Source organism: Brevundimonas sediminis (assembly GCF_048799765.1).
GTDB lineage: Bacteria > Pseudomonadota > Alphaproteobacteria > Caulobacterales > Caulobacteraceae > Brevundimonas.
In genome coordinates, this window is record NZ_JBLYQK010000001.1 from 51,145 (window position 1) to 66,847 (window position 15,703).

Annotated in this window: 17 protein-coding genes; 15 read left to right on the forward strand and 2 right to left on the reverse strand. The window is 69.3% G+C overall.

The window, feature by feature from the left end; translation table 11 throughout:
* The first annotated feature begins 2 nt into the window (after window positions 1–2).
* From arsC to arsH, 4 genes are read left to right on the forward strand one after another with little or no spacing between them, the layout of a single operon-like run.
* Complete coding sequence (arsC, locus tag ACLQ7T_RS00290) at window positions 3–428, forward strand: arsenate reductase (glutaredoxin) (RefSeq protein ID WP_161638695.1); 426 nt, start codon at window positions 3–5, stop codon at window positions 426–428.
* Window positions 425–1,504, forward strand: coding sequence for an ACR3 family arsenite efflux transporter (arsB, locus tag ACLQ7T_RS00295; RefSeq protein WP_420477605.1), 1,080 nt, complete (start codon window positions 425–427; stop codon window positions 1,502–1,504). The genes arsC and arsB overlap by 4 nt, the downstream gene beginning before the upstream one ends.
* On the forward strand, window positions 1,504–1,920 hold the full coding sequence (locus ACLQ7T_RS00300; RefSeq protein WP_333590332.1) for a GNAT family N-acetyltransferase: 417 nt from the start codon (window positions 1,504–1,506) through the stop codon (window positions 1,918–1,920). The genes arsB and ACLQ7T_RS00300 overlap by 1 nt, the downstream gene beginning before the upstream one ends.
* Window positions 1,920–2,687 (forward strand): arsenical resistance protein ArsH, encoded by a 768-nt coding sequence (arsH, locus tag ACLQ7T_RS00305; protein ID WP_420477606.1) that lies wholly within the window; start codon window positions 1,920–1,922, stop codon window positions 2,685–2,687. Before ACLQ7T_RS00300 ends, arsH begins: the two co-directional genes overlap by 1 nt.
* 12 nt (window positions 2,688–2,699) lie before the next feature.
* Here arsH and ACLQ7T_RS00310 read toward each other — a convergent pair whose 3' ends face one another.
* On the reverse strand, window positions 2,700–3,125 hold the full coding sequence (locus tag ACLQ7T_RS00310; protein WP_017505586.1) for a MerR family transcriptional regulator: 426 nt from the start codon (window positions 3,123–3,125) through the stop codon (window positions 2,700–2,702).
* Between the two features lie 55 nt (window positions 3,126–3,180).
* Between ACLQ7T_RS00310 and ACLQ7T_RS00315 the strand changes: the two genes are divergently transcribed.
* The 10 genes from ACLQ7T_RS00315 (at window position 3,181) to ACLQ7T_RS00360 (ending at window position 13,665) form a co-directional block, all read left to right on the forward strand.
* Window positions 3,181–3,858, forward strand: a complete 678-nt coding sequence (locus ACLQ7T_RS00315) for a cation efflux transmembrane domain-containing protein (RefSeq protein ID WP_017505585.1) — start codon at window positions 3,181–3,183, stop codon at window positions 3,856–3,858.
* Between the two features lie 130 nt (window positions 3,859–3,988).
* Window positions 3,989–4,342 carry a hypothetical protein gene (locus ACLQ7T_RS00320; RefSeq protein WP_017505584.1) on the forward strand — a complete coding sequence of 118 codons (354 nt, stop codon included), beginning with the start codon at window positions 3,989–3,991 and terminating at the stop codon, window positions 4,340–4,342.
* Between the two features lie 58 nt (window positions 4,343–4,400).
* Window positions 4,401–5,654: a TolC family protein gene (locus tag ACLQ7T_RS00325; RefSeq protein WP_420477607.1), complete on the forward strand. Its 1,254-nt coding sequence runs from the start codon at window positions 4,401–4,403 to the stop codon at window positions 5,652–5,654.
* A complete protein-coding gene (locus ACLQ7T_RS00330) occupies window positions 5,654–6,853 on the forward strand; it encodes an efflux RND transporter periplasmic adaptor subunit (protein ID WP_420477608.1) in 1,200 nt (399 codons plus the stop codon). Before ACLQ7T_RS00325 ends, ACLQ7T_RS00330 begins: the two co-directional genes overlap by 1 nt.
* Before the next feature lie 12 nt (window positions 6,854–6,865).
* Window positions 6,866–10,087, forward strand: coding sequence for an efflux RND transporter permease subunit (locus ACLQ7T_RS00335; RefSeq protein ID WP_420477609.1), 3,222 nt, complete (start codon window positions 6,866–6,868; stop codon window positions 10,085–10,087).
* Entirely contained in the window at window positions 10,087–10,689 is a 603-nt protein-coding gene (locus ACLQ7T_RS00340) for a cation efflux transmembrane domain-containing protein (protein ID WP_420477610.1), read from the forward strand. Before ACLQ7T_RS00335 ends, ACLQ7T_RS00340 begins: the two co-directional genes overlap by 1 nt.
* Window positions 10,686–11,597: a cation diffusion facilitator family transporter gene (locus ACLQ7T_RS00345; RefSeq protein WP_055808174.1), complete on the forward strand. Its 912-nt coding sequence runs from the start codon at window positions 10,686–10,688 to the stop codon at window positions 11,595–11,597. Before ACLQ7T_RS00340 ends, ACLQ7T_RS00345 begins: the two co-directional genes overlap by 4 nt.
* An 82-nt stretch (window positions 11,598–11,679) precedes the next feature.
* Window positions 11,680–12,123 (forward strand): CopM family metallochaperone, encoded by a 444-nt coding sequence (copM, locus tag ACLQ7T_RS00350; RefSeq protein WP_055808176.1) that lies wholly within the window; start codon window positions 11,680–11,682, stop codon window positions 12,121–12,123.
* A gap of 4 nt (window positions 12,124–12,127) precedes the next feature.
* Entirely contained in the window at window positions 12,128–12,538 is a 411-nt protein-coding gene (locus ACLQ7T_RS00355) for a hypothetical protein (RefSeq protein ID WP_055808177.1), read from the forward strand.
* A complete protein-coding gene (locus ACLQ7T_RS00360) occupies window positions 12,535–13,665 on the forward strand; it encodes an acyltransferase family protein (RefSeq protein ID WP_420477611.1) in 1,131 nt (376 codons plus the stop codon). The genes ACLQ7T_RS00355 and ACLQ7T_RS00360 overlap by 4 nt, the downstream gene beginning before the upstream one ends.
* Window positions 13,666–13,667: 2 nt before the next feature.
* On the opposite strand, the gene ACLQ7T_RS00365 is transcribed toward ACLQ7T_RS00360, so the two are convergent.
* Entirely contained in the window at window positions 13,668–14,147 is a 480-nt protein-coding gene (locus ACLQ7T_RS00365; protein ID WP_420477612.1) for a hypothetical protein, read from the reverse strand.
* 157 nt (window positions 14,148–14,304) lie between these two features.
* On the opposite strand from ACLQ7T_RS00365, the gene ACLQ7T_RS00370 reads away from it, so the two are divergent.
* A complete protein-coding gene (locus ACLQ7T_RS00370) occupies window positions 14,305–15,696 on the forward strand; it encodes a hypothetical protein (RefSeq protein WP_255567832.1) in 1,392 nt (463 codons plus the stop codon).
* Window positions 15,697–15,703: the final 7 nt, after the last annotated feature.

The following is a 15,703-nucleotide window of genomic DNA, read 5'->3' on the forward strand; positions in this document are numbered from 1 at the left end:
CCATGGACGTCGTCATCTATCACAACCCCGCCTGCGGGACGTCTCGCAACGCCTTAGAGCTGATCCGCCACGTCGGGATCGAGCCTCATGTGGTCGAGTATCTCAAGACCCCGCCGTCGCGCGCCATGGTCGCCTGGCTGGCGGAGCGGACCGGCGCCCCGCTGCGCGACCTGCTGCGGGAGAAGGGCACGCCCTTCGCCGAACTGGGTCTCGAGAATCCCGCCCTGACGGATGACCAGTTGCTCGATGCGATCGAGGCCCATCCGATCCTGCTCAACCGTCCGATCGTGGTCAGCCCCCTTGGGGTCCGCCTGTGCCGCCCGTCGGAGGCCGTGCTGGACCTGCTGCCGGCCGAGAACCTGAAGCCCTTCACCAAGGAAGACGGGGAGGTCGTCATCGACGCGGACGGCCAGCGGGTGGCGAGATGACCGACGCGCCCGCCGCTCCGCCGCGCCGCCTGTCGTTCCTCGACCGCTGGCTGACGGTATGGATCTTCGCCGCCATGGCGCTGGGCGTCCTGCTCGGAACCGTGGTGCCGGGCCTGCCCGCCTGGGTCGACAGCCTGTCGGTCGGGACCACCAACAGCCCGATCGCCATCGGCCTGATCCTTATGATGTACCCGCCGCTGGCCAAGGTCCGCTACGAGGCCCTGCCGCGCGTGTTCGCCGACAAGCGGGTGCTGGCTCTGTCCCTGATCCAGAACTGGGTTCTCGGTCCGGTGCTGATGTTCGCCCTGGCGGTGATCTTCCTGCGCGATCAGCCGGAGTACATGACCGGCGTGATCCTGATCGGCCTGGCGCGCTGCATCGCCATGGTGCTGGTCTGGAACCAGCTGGCGCGCGGCGACAACCAGTATGTGGCCGGTCTCGTGGCCTTCAACTCGATCTTCCAGATCCTGTTCTTCAGCCTCTACGCCTGGGTCTTCCTCACCGTCCTGCCGCCGTTGTTCGGCCTGCAGGGCAGCGTGGTGGACGTCAGCGTCTGGACCATCGCCGGAGCCGTGCTGGTCTATCTCGGCGTGCCGTTCCTGGCGGGGTTCCTGACCCGCCGCAGTTTGATCGCCCGCAAGGGCGCCGACTGGTACGAGCGCCGCTTCCTGCCGCGAATCGGGCCGATCACCCTGATCGCGCTGCTCTTCACCATCGTGGCCATGTTCAGCCTCAAGGGCGGAGAGGTCGTGGCCCTGCCGCTCGACGCCCTGCGCATCGCCATTCCCCTGACGATCTACTTCCTCGTCATGTTCGTCGTCAGCTTCCTGATGGGCAAGCTGATCGAGGCCGACTACCCGCGCACCACGGCCTTGGCCTTCACCGCGGCCTCGAACAATTTCGAGCTGGCCATCGCGGTCGCCATCGCGGCCTTCGGCCTGGCGTCGCCGGTCGCCTTCGCCGCCGTCATCGGCCCGCTGGTGGAGGTGCCGGTGCTGATCCTGCTGGTGTCGGTCGCCCTCTGGATGGGCCGGCGCTGGTTCCCGGACACGGTCCCGTCGGCGGACGCCGGGTGATGGTGGTCCTCTATCTGATCGAGCCGACCGACGCCGGCCTGATCGCCGCGCTGCGGGGCGAAGGCCTGCCCGCGCCCGACGCCGGCCGCTACTTCAGCGCCGATCACTACGGCGCCGTCGTCGGCTACGTCGGACTGGAAGGGGAGGGGCGCGACCTGTTGCTGCGTTCCCTGGTCGTCCTCGCCGACCGGAAGGCGCGCGGCCTGGGAGCCCGGGTGCTCGCCGCCGCCGAGATCGTCGCCGGCCACATGGGCGGCGCCCGCCTGCATCTGCTCACCACGACGGCCGAGCCCTTCTTCACCCGGCACGGCTACCGGGTGGCGGACCGCCAGACGGCGCCGGAGGCGATCCGGCGGACCCGCGAGTTCGCGGGGCTCTGCCCGGCGTCGGCGGCCTATCTGACCAAGGATCTCTGATGACCTTCGACCGCCTGCGAGCGCTACCCGATCCGGGTCATCTGCCGGCCCTGGACAAGGCCTATCTGTCGACCGATCCGGCTCGCGGTCTGGGGCCGCACGACCATCCGCCCCGGATCCTGCTCCTGTACGGATCGCTGCGCGAACGGTCCTATTCGCGCTTCTGCGTCGAAGAGGCGGCCCGCCTGCTGCAGTGGATGGGATGCGAAACCCGCATCTTCGATCCGTCGGACCTGCCCCTTCCGGGGTCGCCCGGCGACGATGACCACCCGGCGGTGCGCGAACTGCGCCAGCACGCCCTGTGGTCCGAGGGCATGGTCTGGTGCAGTCCGGAGCGGCACGGCCAGGTCTCGGGCCTGATGAAGCTGCAGATCGACCATCTGCCCCTGAGCATGGGCGGCGTGCGCCCGACCCAGGGCCGGACCCTGGCCGTCATGCAGGTCTCCGGCGGGTCGCAGAGCTTCAACGCCGTCAACACCCTGCGGCTGCTCGGTCGCTGGATGCGGATGATCACCATTCCCAACCAGTCGAGCGTGGCCAAGGCCTTCCAGGAATTCGACGACGCCGGGCGAATGAAGCCGTCCGCCTACTATGAGCGCATCGTCGATGTGATGGAGGAGCTGGTCCGTTTCACCATCCTGTCCCGGCCTCACGCCGCGCAGCTGGTCGATCGCTATTCCGAGCGCAAGGCGGTCGGAATTCCGATCGACGCAGCGACCGATCTCTCGTCGATAGCGGTTGCGCCCCAATCCCGACCAAACGCCTGAATGTCGGTCTGCTTAATGTCGGCAGTCTCGGTCCTGAAGGACTTCGATGACCTTGCAGGCTGAAACCCGGCCGCCGGCGCAGTCGGCCGTCATCCGTGAAAGTTCAGTCTGGAGCGCCTGTAACTGCCGAATCTTCTCCGTGACATCGGCCAGATGCCGTTCCGCGATGGCGTTCGCGTCACTGCAGGTGCGGTCGGGGTGATCGGCAAGGTCGAGGAGCGAGCGGATAGCGTCGAGGTCGAAGCCCAACTGGCGGGCGTGCCGGATAAAGCCGAGCCGGCGTAATGCGGGTTCGTCGTAGAGCCGACGGTCGCTGGCGGTGCGCGGCGGCTCGGGCAGGAGCCCGGCCTGCTCATAGAAGCGGATGGTCGGCACCTTCACGCCGGTCGCGGCGGAGAGCTTGCCGATGGTCAGATGCGGAGCGGGAGTGAGCGTCATCGGCTGAAAATAGGCGCTTGATCCTCTAGTGACTAGAGGATGTAGACCAGTCTTCATGGACACGAGCGAGACCGCCTGCCGCCCGGCCGCCGGCTGCTGCGGACACGATGTGAAGTTTGACGGCTCCACGCCGGCCTATCGCCGCGTGCTGGTGGCCGTGATCGTCATCAACCTCGTCGGCTTCGTCGCGGTCTTGGCCGGCAGTCTCGCGCAGGGGTCGGCCGCGCTCGCCGCCAACGCCCTCGACTTCCTCGCCGACAGCGTGACTTACGCCGTGAGCCTTTGGGTTATCGGCCGCTCGGTGCGCCTCCGCGCCGGCGCAGCCCTCGCCAAGAGCGCCAGCCTGGTCGTGCTGGGGCTGTCGGTCCTCGGCTTCGCGGTCTGGCGGGCCATGACCGGGGCCGCGCCGGAGGGCTTCGTGATCACGGGCCTGGGTCTGTTCGGCTTCGCCGCAAACCTGGTCGCCGCCACCCTGCTGCTGCGCTTCAGGGACGGAGACGCCAACGTTCGATCGGTCTGGCTCTGTACGCGCAACGACCTGGCCCACAGCCTCGGCGTCGCCGCGGCGGGCGGTCTGGTCTGGCTGACGGGATCGCGCTGGCCGGATCTCGCCGCCGGCGCCCTGCTGGCCTTCATCTTCCTTCAATCCGCATGGTCGATCACCCGTCAGGCGCTCGTCGAGACCCGCGTGAACGCTCGCTCGTCCGCCGCCCTGCCTGGAGCGGGCGCTTGATCCGCCGGGCCCGATCCGGCGTGACCGGTCGTCGCAGCAGGGCGGGCCGGAGCGCGTTCCCGTCGCGCAAGGCCGGGGCGGCCGGAGCAGCGTATTTTGTAACAGATTGCCGATACGGGCGAACGAAAGTATGCAGCCGCCGATGACCTGGTCGATGGTGACATGGGCGAAGTTGATTCTGGCGGTGACCTTCGTCGCCGCCGCCTTCTTCGTCGCGCCCATCGCTGACGCAGCGACCTGCCAGCCCGAACCGCCCGCCGCCCACGCCCTGGTCGATCACGATCCGGCCGAAGGCGACCACACCGGCGGCAAGGACCACGGCATCTGCTCGCACGGCCATTGCCATCACACCGCCGCCGCTCGCACGGCGGTCGGCGAAGACCTGCCTCTGCAGGCCTTCGACCGGCCGCTCCACGCCTTGCCCCTGAGCGATCTCTTCGGCTCCATCGCGCCAGACGGACTGAAACGCCCTCCCAGAGCCTGACACGACGACCGCGCTTCCGCGCGGGCTCTCTCGTGTCACTCCCTCTGGAAGATGAATCATGCCTGCCTCATATCGCCGGCCGCCGCGTTTCGCGGTGGGCTGCGCGCTCGCCGCTATCGCGGCTGTCCTGGCCAGCCCCGCGTGGGCTGACCCTGCGCCTTCGTTCGCCGAGCTCCTCGCCCGGCTAGACCAGACCCCGGCCACCCTGGAAGCCGGCGCGCTTCTGGACGCCGCTGAAGCCCGGGCGCGCCAGGCGCGTGTCCGCCCCAACCCGACCCTCGCCCTCGACGCCGAAAACGCGTTCGGGAGCGGGCCCTTCTCTGGCTACGACAATGCCGAGACCACGCTCTCGATCACTCAGGATCTTGAGCTCTGGGGTCGACGCACGGCTCGCATCAACGCGGCCCGCGCCGATGCCGGGACCGCCTCGCTCCGACGAGACCTGGCCGTGGTCGACGCCGCCGGACGGTTGGCGCTGGTCTACGCCGAGGCCGAGGCGGCCGAGCGGCGCGCGACCTTGGCCGAGGAGAACCTGAGCCTCACCCTCGCCGACGCCCGCGCGGCCCTGGTGCTGGTGGAGGAGGGGCGCGAGCCGCTTCTGCGCGGCATCCAGGGCGAGAGCGAAGCCGCCGCCGCGCGCGCCGGTCTCGACGAAGCCATCGCCGAACGGGACGCGGCCTTCGCCCGGCTCACGGCGGTGGCCATGCTCGCCGAGCCGGTGACGACCATCGACGTCAGCTTGCTGGACCTCGCGCCGGCGACCGCCCTTTCGCCGACGGACCAGACGCTGACCGTGCGCGTGGCTGAGGCTGAGCGCTCGGCCGCCGAAACCCGCATCGCGGTTGAACGCACCCGGTCGCGACCGGACGTCAGCGCCAGCATCGGTCTTCGCCGCTACGAGGCGGAAGACGCGACGGCGCTGACGTTCGGCCTCAGCCTGCCCCTGCCGCTGTTCGATCGGAACCGCGGCAACATCGAAGCCGCCCAGGCGGATTTCAGGGCGGCCGACGCCCGGCTGATGACCGCCCGCCAGGAAGCCCAGGCGGACCGGGCCGCAGCACAGGCGCGCCTCCGCGCCTCGGTGAGCCGCGTCAACGCCGCCGACGCCGGGGTGACCTCTGCCGAAGAAGCCTACCGCCTCTCGCGGATCGGCTTCGAGGCGGGCCGGATCTCGCAGCTCGAGCTTCGCGCGACCCGCACCGCCCTGGTCAACGCCAGAACCGCCGCCGTGGACGCCCGCCTCGCCCGGGTCCGCGCGGAAATCGATCTCGCGCGCCAGGACGGCCGCGCCCCCTTCCAAGGAGCCCAATGATGCGCAAGCGCACTTCCAACAAGACCTTGCTGATCGGCGGGGTCGCCGCCCTCGTCATCCTCGGGGCCGGGGGTCTTTACCTCACCCTGGGACGGTCGGATTCGCCCGCCGCCGAAGGCGCGGCGGCTGAAGGCGAAGCCGGCCACGCCGAAGAGGAGGGCGGTCACGCCGAAGGCGAGGCCGAAGCTCCCGAGGGCTTTGTCGCTCTCAGCGCCGCCCAGGCCCAGGCCGCCAATCTGGTCGTCGTCGGCGTCGGCCGGGGCGGGGGCGCCGAGACCCGGCTCTCCGGTCGCGTCGAACCTATGGTCGACGCCCGCGCCGCCGTCGCCGCGCCCGTCGGAGGACGGGTGGAACGGGTGCTGGTGGCACCCGGCCAGTCCGTTCGGATCGGCCAGCCCCTGGCCAGTCTCGTGAGCGGCGACGCGGCCACCTTCCGCGCCGACGCGGATGCGGCCGCGGCCCAGTCCGAAGTCGCGCGCCAGGCCTATCAGCGCAACAGCAACCTCGCCGACCAGGGCGTCGTCGCCCGGCAAGAGGTCGAGGCGTCCCGGGCGCAGCTGCTGAGCGCCGAGGCGGCGGCCCGTGCGGCCCGCGCGCGGTCGAGCGCGGCCGGATCGCCCAACGCCGCCGGACGGCTGAGCGTGAACAGCGCGATCGCCGGCGTGGTCACCAGCGTTCAGGTCGGCCCGGGCGGCTTCGTCCCGCAGGGCGGCGTGATCGCCGAGGTGACCAACCCCGCCCGCGTCGAACTCGTATTCAATGCGCCGCCGCACCTTGCGGCGCTTGTCCGCGCGGGATCGACCTTGCGGGTCTCCAGCCCCGCGGGCGATTTCGACGCCGTCGTCACCGGCGTCGCCGCCGGGGCGGGCGCGGAAAGCGGCGCCACCGTGATCCGGGCGCGCCCAACGGGAGCGACCCTGCCGCCGGCCGGCTCCGCCGTCACCGGCGCGATCGTGACGGGTGAAGCCGCCGGAGGCCTGACCGTGCCGACGGAAGCCATCCAGACCGTCGACGGCGCCAGCGTCGTCTTCATCCAGGTCCCGAACGGCTTCCAGCTGCGCCCCGTGCTCGTCGGCCGCCAGGCCGGGGGGCGCACGGAGATTCTGCGCGGCCTCGACGGGTCCGAGCGGGTCGCCGGAACCAACGCCTTCCTCCTCAAAGCCGAACTCGCCAAGGGCGAGGCCGAGCACGGCCACTAGGGGGGCGCGCGCATGTTCAAATTCATCATCGAGCTGTCGGTCAAATTCCGATGGTTCATCGTCCTGGCCACGGCGCTCGTCGCGGCCTACGGCCTCCTCGAACTGACACGGTTGCCGATCGACGCCGTGCCGGACATCACCAACCGTCAGGTGCAGGTGACCACCGTCGCCCCGGCCCTGGCCCCCGAACAGATCGAACGTCAGGTCACCTATCCGATCGAGACCGCGATGGCCGGCATCCCCGGCCTGACCTCGACCCGGTCGCTGAGCCGCAACGGCTTCAGCCAGGTGACCGTCATCTTCACCGACCAGACGGACATCTATTTCGCCCGTCAGCAGGTCGCCGAACGATTGGCGCAGGCGCGTGAGACGATGCCTGAAGGCGTCGAACCGGCGCTGGCCCCCATCACCACCGGCCTGGGCGAGGTGCTGATGTGGACGGTGGACTACAAGCCGTTCAACAGCGCCAACCTGGCCAAGCCGGGCCAGACCGGCTGGCAGGCCGGCGGCGCCTATCTGACGCCTGAAGGCGATCTCCTCACCACCCCGCAACAGCGCGCCACCTATCTGCGCACCGTGCAGGACTGGATCATCGCTCCGCAGATGCGGACGGCGCCCGGCCTGGCTGGCGTCGATACGGTCGGCGGTTATGTGAAGGAATACGCGGTTCGTCCGGATACGGCGCGTCTCTCGGCCTACGGGCTCGGCATGGGCGACCTCATCCAGGCGCTCGATCGGGCCAACACCCAGGCCGGGGCCGGCTATGTGCAGCGTGCGGGCGAGGCGCTGACCGTTCGCACGGACGCGCTGGCCTCGACCGTCGAGGACCTCGCCCAGGCGCCTGTCGTCAATCGAAGCGGCCTTGTGGTCCGCGTCGCCGACGTCGCCACCGTCGAGGTCGGCCAGGCCCCGCGTCTGGGCGGCGCCAGCCGCGACGGACACGAAGCGGTCCTCGGCACCGCCCTGATGATCGCGGGCGGCAACAGCCGCACCGTGGCCCAGGCCGCCGGCGACCGGCTCGAGGAGGTGCAGAAGACCCTGCCGCCCGGCATCGAGGCCGTGACGGTGCTGGACCGAAGCGCCCTGGTGAACTCGACCATCGCCACGGTGGCGCGCAATCTGACCGAAGGCGCGCTCCTGGTCATCGTCGTGCTCTTCCTGCTGCTCGGCAACATCCGGGCGGCGAGCATCACGGCGTTGATGATCCCGATCAGCTTCCTGTTCGCCGTCATCGGCATGAACCGGTTCGGCATCAGCGGCAATCTGATGAGCCTCGGCGCGCTGGACTTCGGCCTGCTTGTCGACGGCGCCGTGGTCGTTGTCGAGAACACCCTGCTGATGCTCAGTCAGAAGCGCGCGGAGGCCGGGCGCATGCTGACGCGGCGCGAGCGTCTCGGCGTCGCCGCCGCGGCGGCGCGCCAGATGGTCAAGCCGGCCGCCTTCGGTCAGCTGATCATCCTGCTGGTCTTCACCCCCCTGCTGATGCTGGAAGGGGTCGAAGGCAAGACCTTCATCCCGATGGGCGCGACGGTCATGCTGGCCTTGGTCGGCGCCTTCATCTTCTCCTTCACCTTCGTGCCGGCGATGACGGCGCTCCTGGTGCGGGATCCCAAGAAGGTGGAGGTCGACGAACACGGCCACGCCCACGAGCACGAGACCTTCCTGCTGCGCCACGCGCGCCGCTGGATCGCTCCGGCCATTCGCACGGCCGTCGATCGTCCGAAGATCGTCCTGCTCTCCGCGCTCGGCGCCCTGGTCATCGGCGGCGTCACCTTCACCACCCTCGGCCGGGAGTTCATCCCGACCCTGGACGAAGGCGACATCGCCATGCAGGCGCTGCGGGTTCCGTCGGCTTCGCTCGAGCAGTCGCTCGCCATGCAGATGGCGATCGAGCGGGCGATCAAGGCCCAGCCGGAAGTGGAGACCATGTTCTCGCGGACCGGCACCGCCGAAGCGGCGGTGGACCCCATGCCGCCCAACATCTCCGACAGCGTCATCGTTCTGAAGGACCGCAAGGACTGGCCCAACCCGGGTCTGGAGAAGGAAGAGCTGATCGCCCGCTTCGAGGAAGTCGCGTCGCGGCAGATCGGTAACAACTTCGAATTCAGCCAGCCGATCGAGCTCCGCTTCAACGAGCTGATCTCGGGGGTGCGCACCGATCTGGCGGTCATGGTCTATGGCGACGACTTCGCCACCATGCAGCGGGTCGCCGACCAGGTGGCCAACGCCCTGCGCCAGACGAACGGGGCGGCCGACGTGAGGGTGGAACAGGCGTCCGGCCTGCCGACCCTGACGATCAGCGTGGACCGTTTCGCCGCGGCCAACTACGGCCTGTCGGCGGCGGACGTCTCCGAAGCGGTTTCGGCCGCGATCGGCGGCGCCGAGGCCGGCCGCATCTTCGAGGGCGACCGGCGTTTCGACGTCGTGGTCCGTCTCCCCGACGCCGCGCGCAACGATCCGGCGGCGCTGGCGGCCTTGCCGATCGTGTCATCGACCGGCGTGACCGTGCCCCTGTCCTCGGTCGCGCGCATCCAGAGCGCCGAGGGACCGAACCAGATCAGCCGCAACGACGGCAGCCGCCGCATGGTCGTCCAGGCCAATGTGCGGGGTCGCGATCTGGGCGGTTTCGTCACCGACGCCCAGAGGTCGGTGGATCAGGTTCAGCTCCCCCCGGGCGTCCGCCTGGACTGGGGCGGTCAGTTCGAGAACCTCAAGCGCGCCGAACAGCGGCTGGGCCTGGTCATTCCGATCGTCTTCGTCCTGATCGGCGTATTGCTGTTCATGGCGCTGGGCTCCTTCGCCGAGGCGGGTCTGGTGTTCGCCTGCGTGCCGCTCGCCCTGGTGGGCGGGGCGCTGGCGCTGCTCCTGCGCGGCATGCCGTTCTCCGTCTCGGCGGCGGTCGGTTTCATCGCCGTCTCCGGCGTGGCGACGCTCAACGGCCTGGTGCTGATGCAGGCGATCCGCGAGCGGCTCCAGGCGGGATTGCCGCCCCGTGACGCGGCCATCGAGGGCGCGTCCAGCCGCCTGCGGGCGGTGCTCACCACCGCCATGGTGGCGATCGTCGGCTTCATTCCGATGGCCATCGCCCACGGCGCGGGGGCCGAGGTTCAGAAGCCGCTGGCGACCGTCGTCATCGGCGGCCTGATCACCGCCACCGCCCTGACCCTGCTGGTGCTCCCGACCTTCGCGGCCAAGGCGGTGCGTCACCGCAAGGACGAGGGGATCGAAGACTGATGGCCCGGCCCCAGGATGACCGTCGGCAGCGCCGAACGCTGCTGACGGTTCTCGGCCTCAACGCCGGCCTGGCGGCGGCGCTCGGAATCGGCGGCGTGTCCGCCGATTCCAGCGCCTTGCTGGCCAATGCGCTGGATAACGCCTCGGACGCGGCGGTCTATTTGATCAGCTTCCTGGCCATCGGTCGGGCAGGGACCTGGAAACGAGGCGCCGCGAGGGCGTCGGGGATCATGTTGCTGGTCTTCGCCGCCGGCGTCCTCGTCGACGCCGTGCGCCGGGTGATCACCGGAACCGAGCCGATCGGTCCGACCATGATGGCGCTCGCCCTGGTCGCCGCCGTGGTCAATCTGATCTGCCTGCAGCTCATCCGCCGCCAGCACAGCGGCGACGTCAACATGAAGGCGGCCGAGACCTTCAGCTTCAACGACTTCGCGTCCAACGGCGGCATCCTCGTCGCCGGCGGTCTGGTCCTCTGGCTCGACCAGGCCTGGCCCGACCTCGTCGTCGGCGTCCTCGTCGCGGCGATCGCCATCAAGGGCGGCGTCGAAATCCTCCGCGACGCCAACGCCGCCTCCGACCACCCACAGGAACGCGCTTCATGACCAACCACGACCACTCCAACGGGCACGCTCACGACCACACCGCCGGGGCCAACGCCCGGCAGCTCACCATCGCCCTGGCGCTGACCGGGACCTTCCTGATCGTTGAGGTCATCGGCGGCCTGGTGTTCAACAGCCTCGCCCTGCTGTCGGACGCCGCGCATATGTTCACCGACGCGGCGGCCCTCGCCATCGCGCTGTTGGCGATCAAGATCGGCCAGCGGCCGGCGGATGAGAAACGCACCTTCGGCTACAGGCGGTTCGAGATCCTGGCGGCGGCGTTCAACGCCGTCCTGCTTTTCGTGGTCGCCGGTTACGTCCTCTACGAGGGGATCAAGCGCATTCTGGATCCCGAGCCCGTCGGCTCGATCGGCATGCTGATCGTCGCCGCCGCCGGCCTGGTGATCAATCTGATCTCCATGCGCATCCTGTCGAGCGGCAAGGATCGCAGCCTCAACGTCAAGGGCGCCTATCTCGAGGTCTGGGCGGACATGCTCGGCTCGCTCGGCGTCCTCGTGGCCGCCGTCGTCATCACCGTGACGGACTGGCGCTGGGTCGATCCGATCGTCGCGATCGCCATCGGCCTGTGGGTCCTGCCCCGCACCTGGATCCTGCTGCGCGACACCACCCACATTCTGCTGGAGGGCGCCCCGCGCGGCGTGGCCCTGTCGGACGTGCGGGTCGCCATCCTCGCCACCCCCGGGGTCGCCAGCCTTCACGACCTCCACGTCTGGGTTTCGGGCGCGGATCAGGCGAGCTGCACGGTTCACGTCGTGCTGTCGGAGGGCGCCGACGCCGATGCTGTCCGACAGGCCGTCGGCGACATGCTCGAAGAGCGCTTCGACCTGCATCACACGACCGTCCAGACCGAGCTCGAGCCCTGCGGTGACGCCGGAGGTCTGCACGTATGACCCGAAGCGACGACCCAGCCCGGTCCGCCGCCATGAGGGGCGACGAGATCCAAACCCTTTTTCAAACTCAAAGGAAAACGCCATGAAGCGCACCGGTTGGATCTCGGTGATCGCGGTCTTCCTCGCCGTCGCCGCCTTCGCCTTCGGCATTCTGTCCCGTCGAGGCGCCCCCGACGCCTCCGCCCCGCCGCCGGTCGAGGCGCGAGCGATTGATGGGCACGCCGGCCACGAGGGCGCGCCCTCGGATACGCCGTCGACCCGCGCCTATCGGGAGGCCGCCGACCGCATGCACCAGGCAATGAACATCGACTACTCCGGCGACGCCGACATCGACTTCCTGCGCGGCATGATCGCCCACCACGAAGGCGCGATCGCCATGGCCAGGATCGCCGTGGAGGAGGGCGAGGCGGATGACGTGCGCGGCCTGGCGCAGGAGATCATCCGCGCCCAGGAAGCCGAAATTTTGCGGATGCGGATCATGCTGGCGCGGCACGAGGACGCGCCCGCCGATCCTGCACGGCCCTGACCTCATGGCCGGCAAGCGCTTCACGGTCCGCAGCCGTAGCATCCGCTGGCGCGAAGGGCGCTACAAGGGCCGCCGCGGCTCGAGCCCGCGCCCGCCGCCGAAACCCCGGCCGGTGCTCGATGTCGTGATCGCCGTCGGCGCCAGCCTGATCGCGGCCTTCGTCGTCCTGTGCATGGCCTTCTCCCTGCTCGGCGCCTACGGAACGCCGCTCTACATCGGCTATGGCGTGATGATGAGCCTGGTGACGGGCGGCTGTCTGGTGTTCGGTCCCCGCGACCGGGCCGGATTGATGATCGCCGGCGGGCTCGGCGTGCTTTGCGTCGCCGGAACCCTCATCCTGTACGGGGTGCGGGCGGACGTGCACTACCATCCTCACGCCAACGAACGCCCCGCCGCCACAGGGAAGCGCGAATGACGATCAGCTCCGGTGTGGAAGGTCAGGCCCGCCACCCCGCGCGCATCGCACGCGGCGGCTGGCTGGACGTGCTGCGGTTCGCCGCCGGATCGCTGATCATCCTCTACCACTTCCGGGAAGCGGCCCCGCTGCCGCTCGGACAGATCCATCCGGTGTTCGACCGGGGGTTCCTGCTCACCGACTTCTTCATCATCGACTCCGGCTATGTGCTAGCCCGGATCTACGGCGAGCGCCTGGCCTCGGGCGGGATGGACGTCAGGACCTACGCCCGGCAGCGGCTGCTGCGCGTGTTCCCGGCCCATCTGGCCGTGATCGCCGGTCTCGCGGCCCTCGTCGCGGCCGCCGCGTTGGCCGGAGTCCGACCGAGCAATCCCCAATGGTTCGACTGGAGCCAGTTGCCCGCCCAGGCCTTGCTCGTGCAGGCCTATGGCGTGCCGGGCGGTGTCGGCTGGAACGCGCCGACCTGGACGCTGTCGGCCCTGATCGGCTGCTATCTGCTCCTGCCATGGATCTGCCGGGCGCTCTGGCGCCGGCCCTGGGCCGTGGCCGCGGTCGCGGTCGCCCTGCTTTTCGCCGCCGACGTCGCCAGCCGCGTCTGGCTGGGTGACCCGGTCTATCGCCTTCCGCTGCGGTTCGGGTTCCTCCGCGCCTTTCCGCTCTTCCTGCTGGGCGTGGCCGCCGCCGTGGTCGGTGCGCGCGTCTACGTGCGCCCGGCGGTGGCGGGCGCCCTGGGATTGGGCGCCTTCGGCGCGCTGGCGCTCCTGCAGTCGGCGGGGCCCTTCGGTCTGGCCTGTCTTCTTCTGATGACCCTCATCATCTGGGCGGCCGGCGCCTTGCCCGTGGTGCGCCCGTCGCGCCTGATCGAACACCTCGGCCTGATGTCGTTCGCGATGTTCCTCACCAATGAGGTGACCCGCATCGTCTGGTTCGGTGCTTTCGACGCCGTCGGTCAGTCGGACTGGTCCGTCGGGATACGCTGGGGCGTCTGGGCCGCCGGTCTGGCGGCGGCGTTCATGGGGGCGGCGGCGTTCCGGTATGGGTTCGACCGGCCGGTTCAGGCCTGGTTGAACCCGCCGAGGCCTGCGACGCCTGCGCCGGGGGTCAGCGCGGATCGGCCGGTGGCCTAGGGTCAGGGTCCCGCGCTCGCCAAGGCGTCCAGATAGCCGTCGCAGCCGGTGAAATAGCCGTCTACGCCCTCGATGACATCGGCAAGGACGGAGAGGTCCATATAGCCGTGGGCCAGCTCGATCGGCCGCCCCTGGGTGTCGACCGGATATCGGAACGAGAAAGAGCCGGGATCGACGGTCGCGAACTCCGCGACGAGCCTGCCGACCGCAGCGGTCGCGCCGTCCTCGTCGTCGCTCCCGAACGCCTGGAGCACCGCCTCGAACTGCGTCCACAGTTTGGTGAGGTCGTGAGACTTCCAGATGGGATCAACTCCGACGGTCCGGCCGTAGGTCGAGATCAGATACTTCAGGGAGAGTTCGAGGAATTGGCGGTAGTTGAAGATGATCGGGAAGACGAGGGTGTCACGATCGGCCGTATCCTCGACGGCCTGCTTGACCAGACTGTCCGCCGCCCGCTTGTAGCCGGTCAGCATCAGCATCATTCGGCTATGCGGATGCTCAGCCAACACGGCGTTCCCGTCCCACCGGGCCGAGACCTGAAAAAGTCTGTCGTCCGCCTTCGGCCATCGGAAGGGGCGTTGCATCAGGTCATCAAAGCTCATGGGTTCGCTCTCCGGATCACCGCGTCCATATAGGGTCATGAAGTTGATCCCACAGACGATGTTCGACGTCTTCGCGCTCGCCCTGCCGCGGGGCCACGGTTTTGGCGACCGCCCGCCCATTGGCGCGTGGGGCGACGCAGCGGGGATGGTGTGCGGCATCGTCACCCAGAAGACGGAGGACGGTTCGCTCGGGATCATCGCCATGCGACGCCGCGTCGATCACGTCTGGACGGTGACCGGGGAGGAGATCGGCTTTGCAAGCCTTGAGGACGCCAAGGCCCGCCTCGAGCTCCTTTTGCGCATCGGCGCGCCCCCAGAGCCTCTCCCGCCCAACACCGCGCCACGGCCTCCGCTACACGATCTCAAGGGTCGGACGCCCGGCGATCAGTTCTCGGTTCTCCTGCGACCCACGCACCATCTCGCCGCATGGGTCCTGAACCAGCTCTATCTCGCCTTGCCCAATCCGGACCGGAACTGGGCGGGCGACTGCCAGACCCGGAACTTCCACACGCGGATGTGGGAGGCTCAGCTGCTCGCAGCCTTCCGCGAGCAGGGGCTTCTCGTCAGTCAGCCTGTGGACTCCCCGGACTTCCATATCCAGAACCCATTGGGCGGAGAGGCCTGGGTCGAAGCGGTGACCGCCAACCCCGAGGTGCCGTTCGAGCACGTCAACGCGCCGAGAAGCGCGCCGCCGACTGAGCGAGACGCGCTGTTCTTCGGACCGGCGGCTGTTCGGTTCGCCAAGACCCTCGGCAGCAAGCTGCAGCGCGGCTACGATCGGATGCCGCACGTCACCGGCAAGCCGTTCATGCTGGCGGTCGCGGACTTCCATGCGCCCGCGTCGATGCTCTGGAGCCGCGAAGGCCTGATCGGCTACCTCTACGGCGAAGGGGCGGAGGTTGCCGACGACGGCGGGCGCAAGGTGGCGCGGACCACCAGGGCGGCGCACCTGCAGGGGCCGTCGGCCTTTCCCGCCGGACTGTTCGCCAACGCCGACCACGCCGAGCTGTCCGCCGTCATCTTCTCCAACGCCTGCGCCATCTCGAAGCTCAACCGGGTGATGGTGTCCGCTGGAGCCGAGGCCAAGGGGCTGCGTTACAGCCGCATCGGGCGCTTCTTCGATCGGCGGCCGGGGGCTCTGGAGGGCGAGCCCTTCTGTCTTGACGTCGCGAGTCCGGAGTACCGCGGGCTCTGGCCCCAGGGCTATGAACCTTGGTCGGCGGAGATGGAGGTGTTCCACAATCCCTACGCCCGACACCCAGTCCCGCACGCCCTTCTGCCCGAAGCGACCCACTGGTTCGAACAGGACGGCGAGCGGGTGTGCACGTCCTTCTACGAGACCTCCATCCTCTGGTCGGAGACCCATATCACGGACCTGGACCAGCCTGCCCCGCGCCTTGAGGACTTCCTTCGCCCGGCCGCCCCGTAGCGCAAGA

What these genes read in the sequence shown, in the direction of transcription:
- arsC (WP_161638695.1), top strand. Translation starts at nt 3, where the DNA reads ATGGACGTCGTCATCTATCACAACCCCGCCTGCGGGACGTCTCGCAAC.
- arsB (WP_420477605.1), top strand. Translation starts at nt 425, where the DNA reads ATGACCGACGCGCCCGCCGCTCCGCCGCGCCGCCTGTCGTTCCTCGAC.
- ACLQ7T_RS00300 (WP_333590332.1), top strand. Translation starts at nt 1,504, where the DNA reads ATGGTGGTCCTCTATCTGATCGAGCCGACCGACGCCGGCCTGATCGCC.
- arsH (WP_420477606.1), top strand. Translation starts at nt 1,920, where the DNA reads ATGACCTTCGACCGCCTGCGAGCGCTACCCGATCCGGGTCATCTGCCG.
- ACLQ7T_RS00310 (WP_017505586.1), bottom strand. Translation starts at nt 3,125, where the DNA reads ATGACGCTCACTCCCGCTCCGCATCTGACCATCGGCAAGCTCTCCGCC.
- ACLQ7T_RS00315 (WP_017505585.1), top strand. Translation starts at nt 3,181, where the DNA reads ATGGACACGAGCGAGACCGCCTGCCGCCCGGCCGCCGGCTGCTGCGGA.
- ACLQ7T_RS00320 (WP_017505584.1), top strand. Translation starts at nt 3,989, where the DNA reads ATGCAGCCGCCGATGACCTGGTCGATGGTGACATGGGCGAAGTTGATT.
- ACLQ7T_RS00325 (WP_420477607.1), top strand. Translation starts at nt 4,401, where the DNA reads ATGCCTGCCTCATATCGCCGGCCGCCGCGTTTCGCGGTGGGCTGCGCG.
- ACLQ7T_RS00330 (WP_420477608.1), top strand. Translation starts at nt 5,654, where the DNA reads ATGCGCAAGCGCACTTCCAACAAGACCTTGCTGATCGGCGGGGTCGCC.
- ACLQ7T_RS00335 (WP_420477609.1), top strand. Translation starts at nt 6,866, where the DNA reads ATGTTCAAATTCATCATCGAGCTGTCGGTCAAATTCCGATGGTTCATC.
- ACLQ7T_RS00340 (WP_420477610.1), top strand. Translation starts at nt 10,087, where the DNA reads ATGGCCCGGCCCCAGGATGACCGTCGGCAGCGCCGAACGCTGCTGACG.
- ACLQ7T_RS00345 (WP_055808174.1), top strand. Translation starts at nt 10,686, where the DNA reads ATGACCAACCACGACCACTCCAACGGGCACGCTCACGACCACACCGCC.
- copM (WP_055808176.1), top strand. Translation starts at nt 11,680, where the DNA reads ATGAAGCGCACCGGTTGGATCTCGGTGATCGCGGTCTTCCTCGCCGTC.
- ACLQ7T_RS00355 (WP_055808177.1), top strand. Translation starts at nt 12,128, where the DNA reads ATGGCCGGCAAGCGCTTCACGGTCCGCAGCCGTAGCATCCGCTGGCGC.
- ACLQ7T_RS00360 (WP_420477611.1), top strand. Translation starts at nt 12,535, where the DNA reads ATGACGATCAGCTCCGGTGTGGAAGGTCAGGCCCGCCACCCCGCGCGC.
- ACLQ7T_RS00365 (WP_420477612.1), bottom strand. Translation starts at nt 14,147, where the DNA reads ATGATGCTGATGCTGACCGGCTACAAGCGGGCGGCGGACAGTCTGGTC.
- ACLQ7T_RS00370 (WP_255567832.1), top strand. Translation starts at nt 14,305, where the DNA reads ATGAAGTTGATCCCACAGACGATGTTCGACGTCTTCGCGCTCGCCCTG.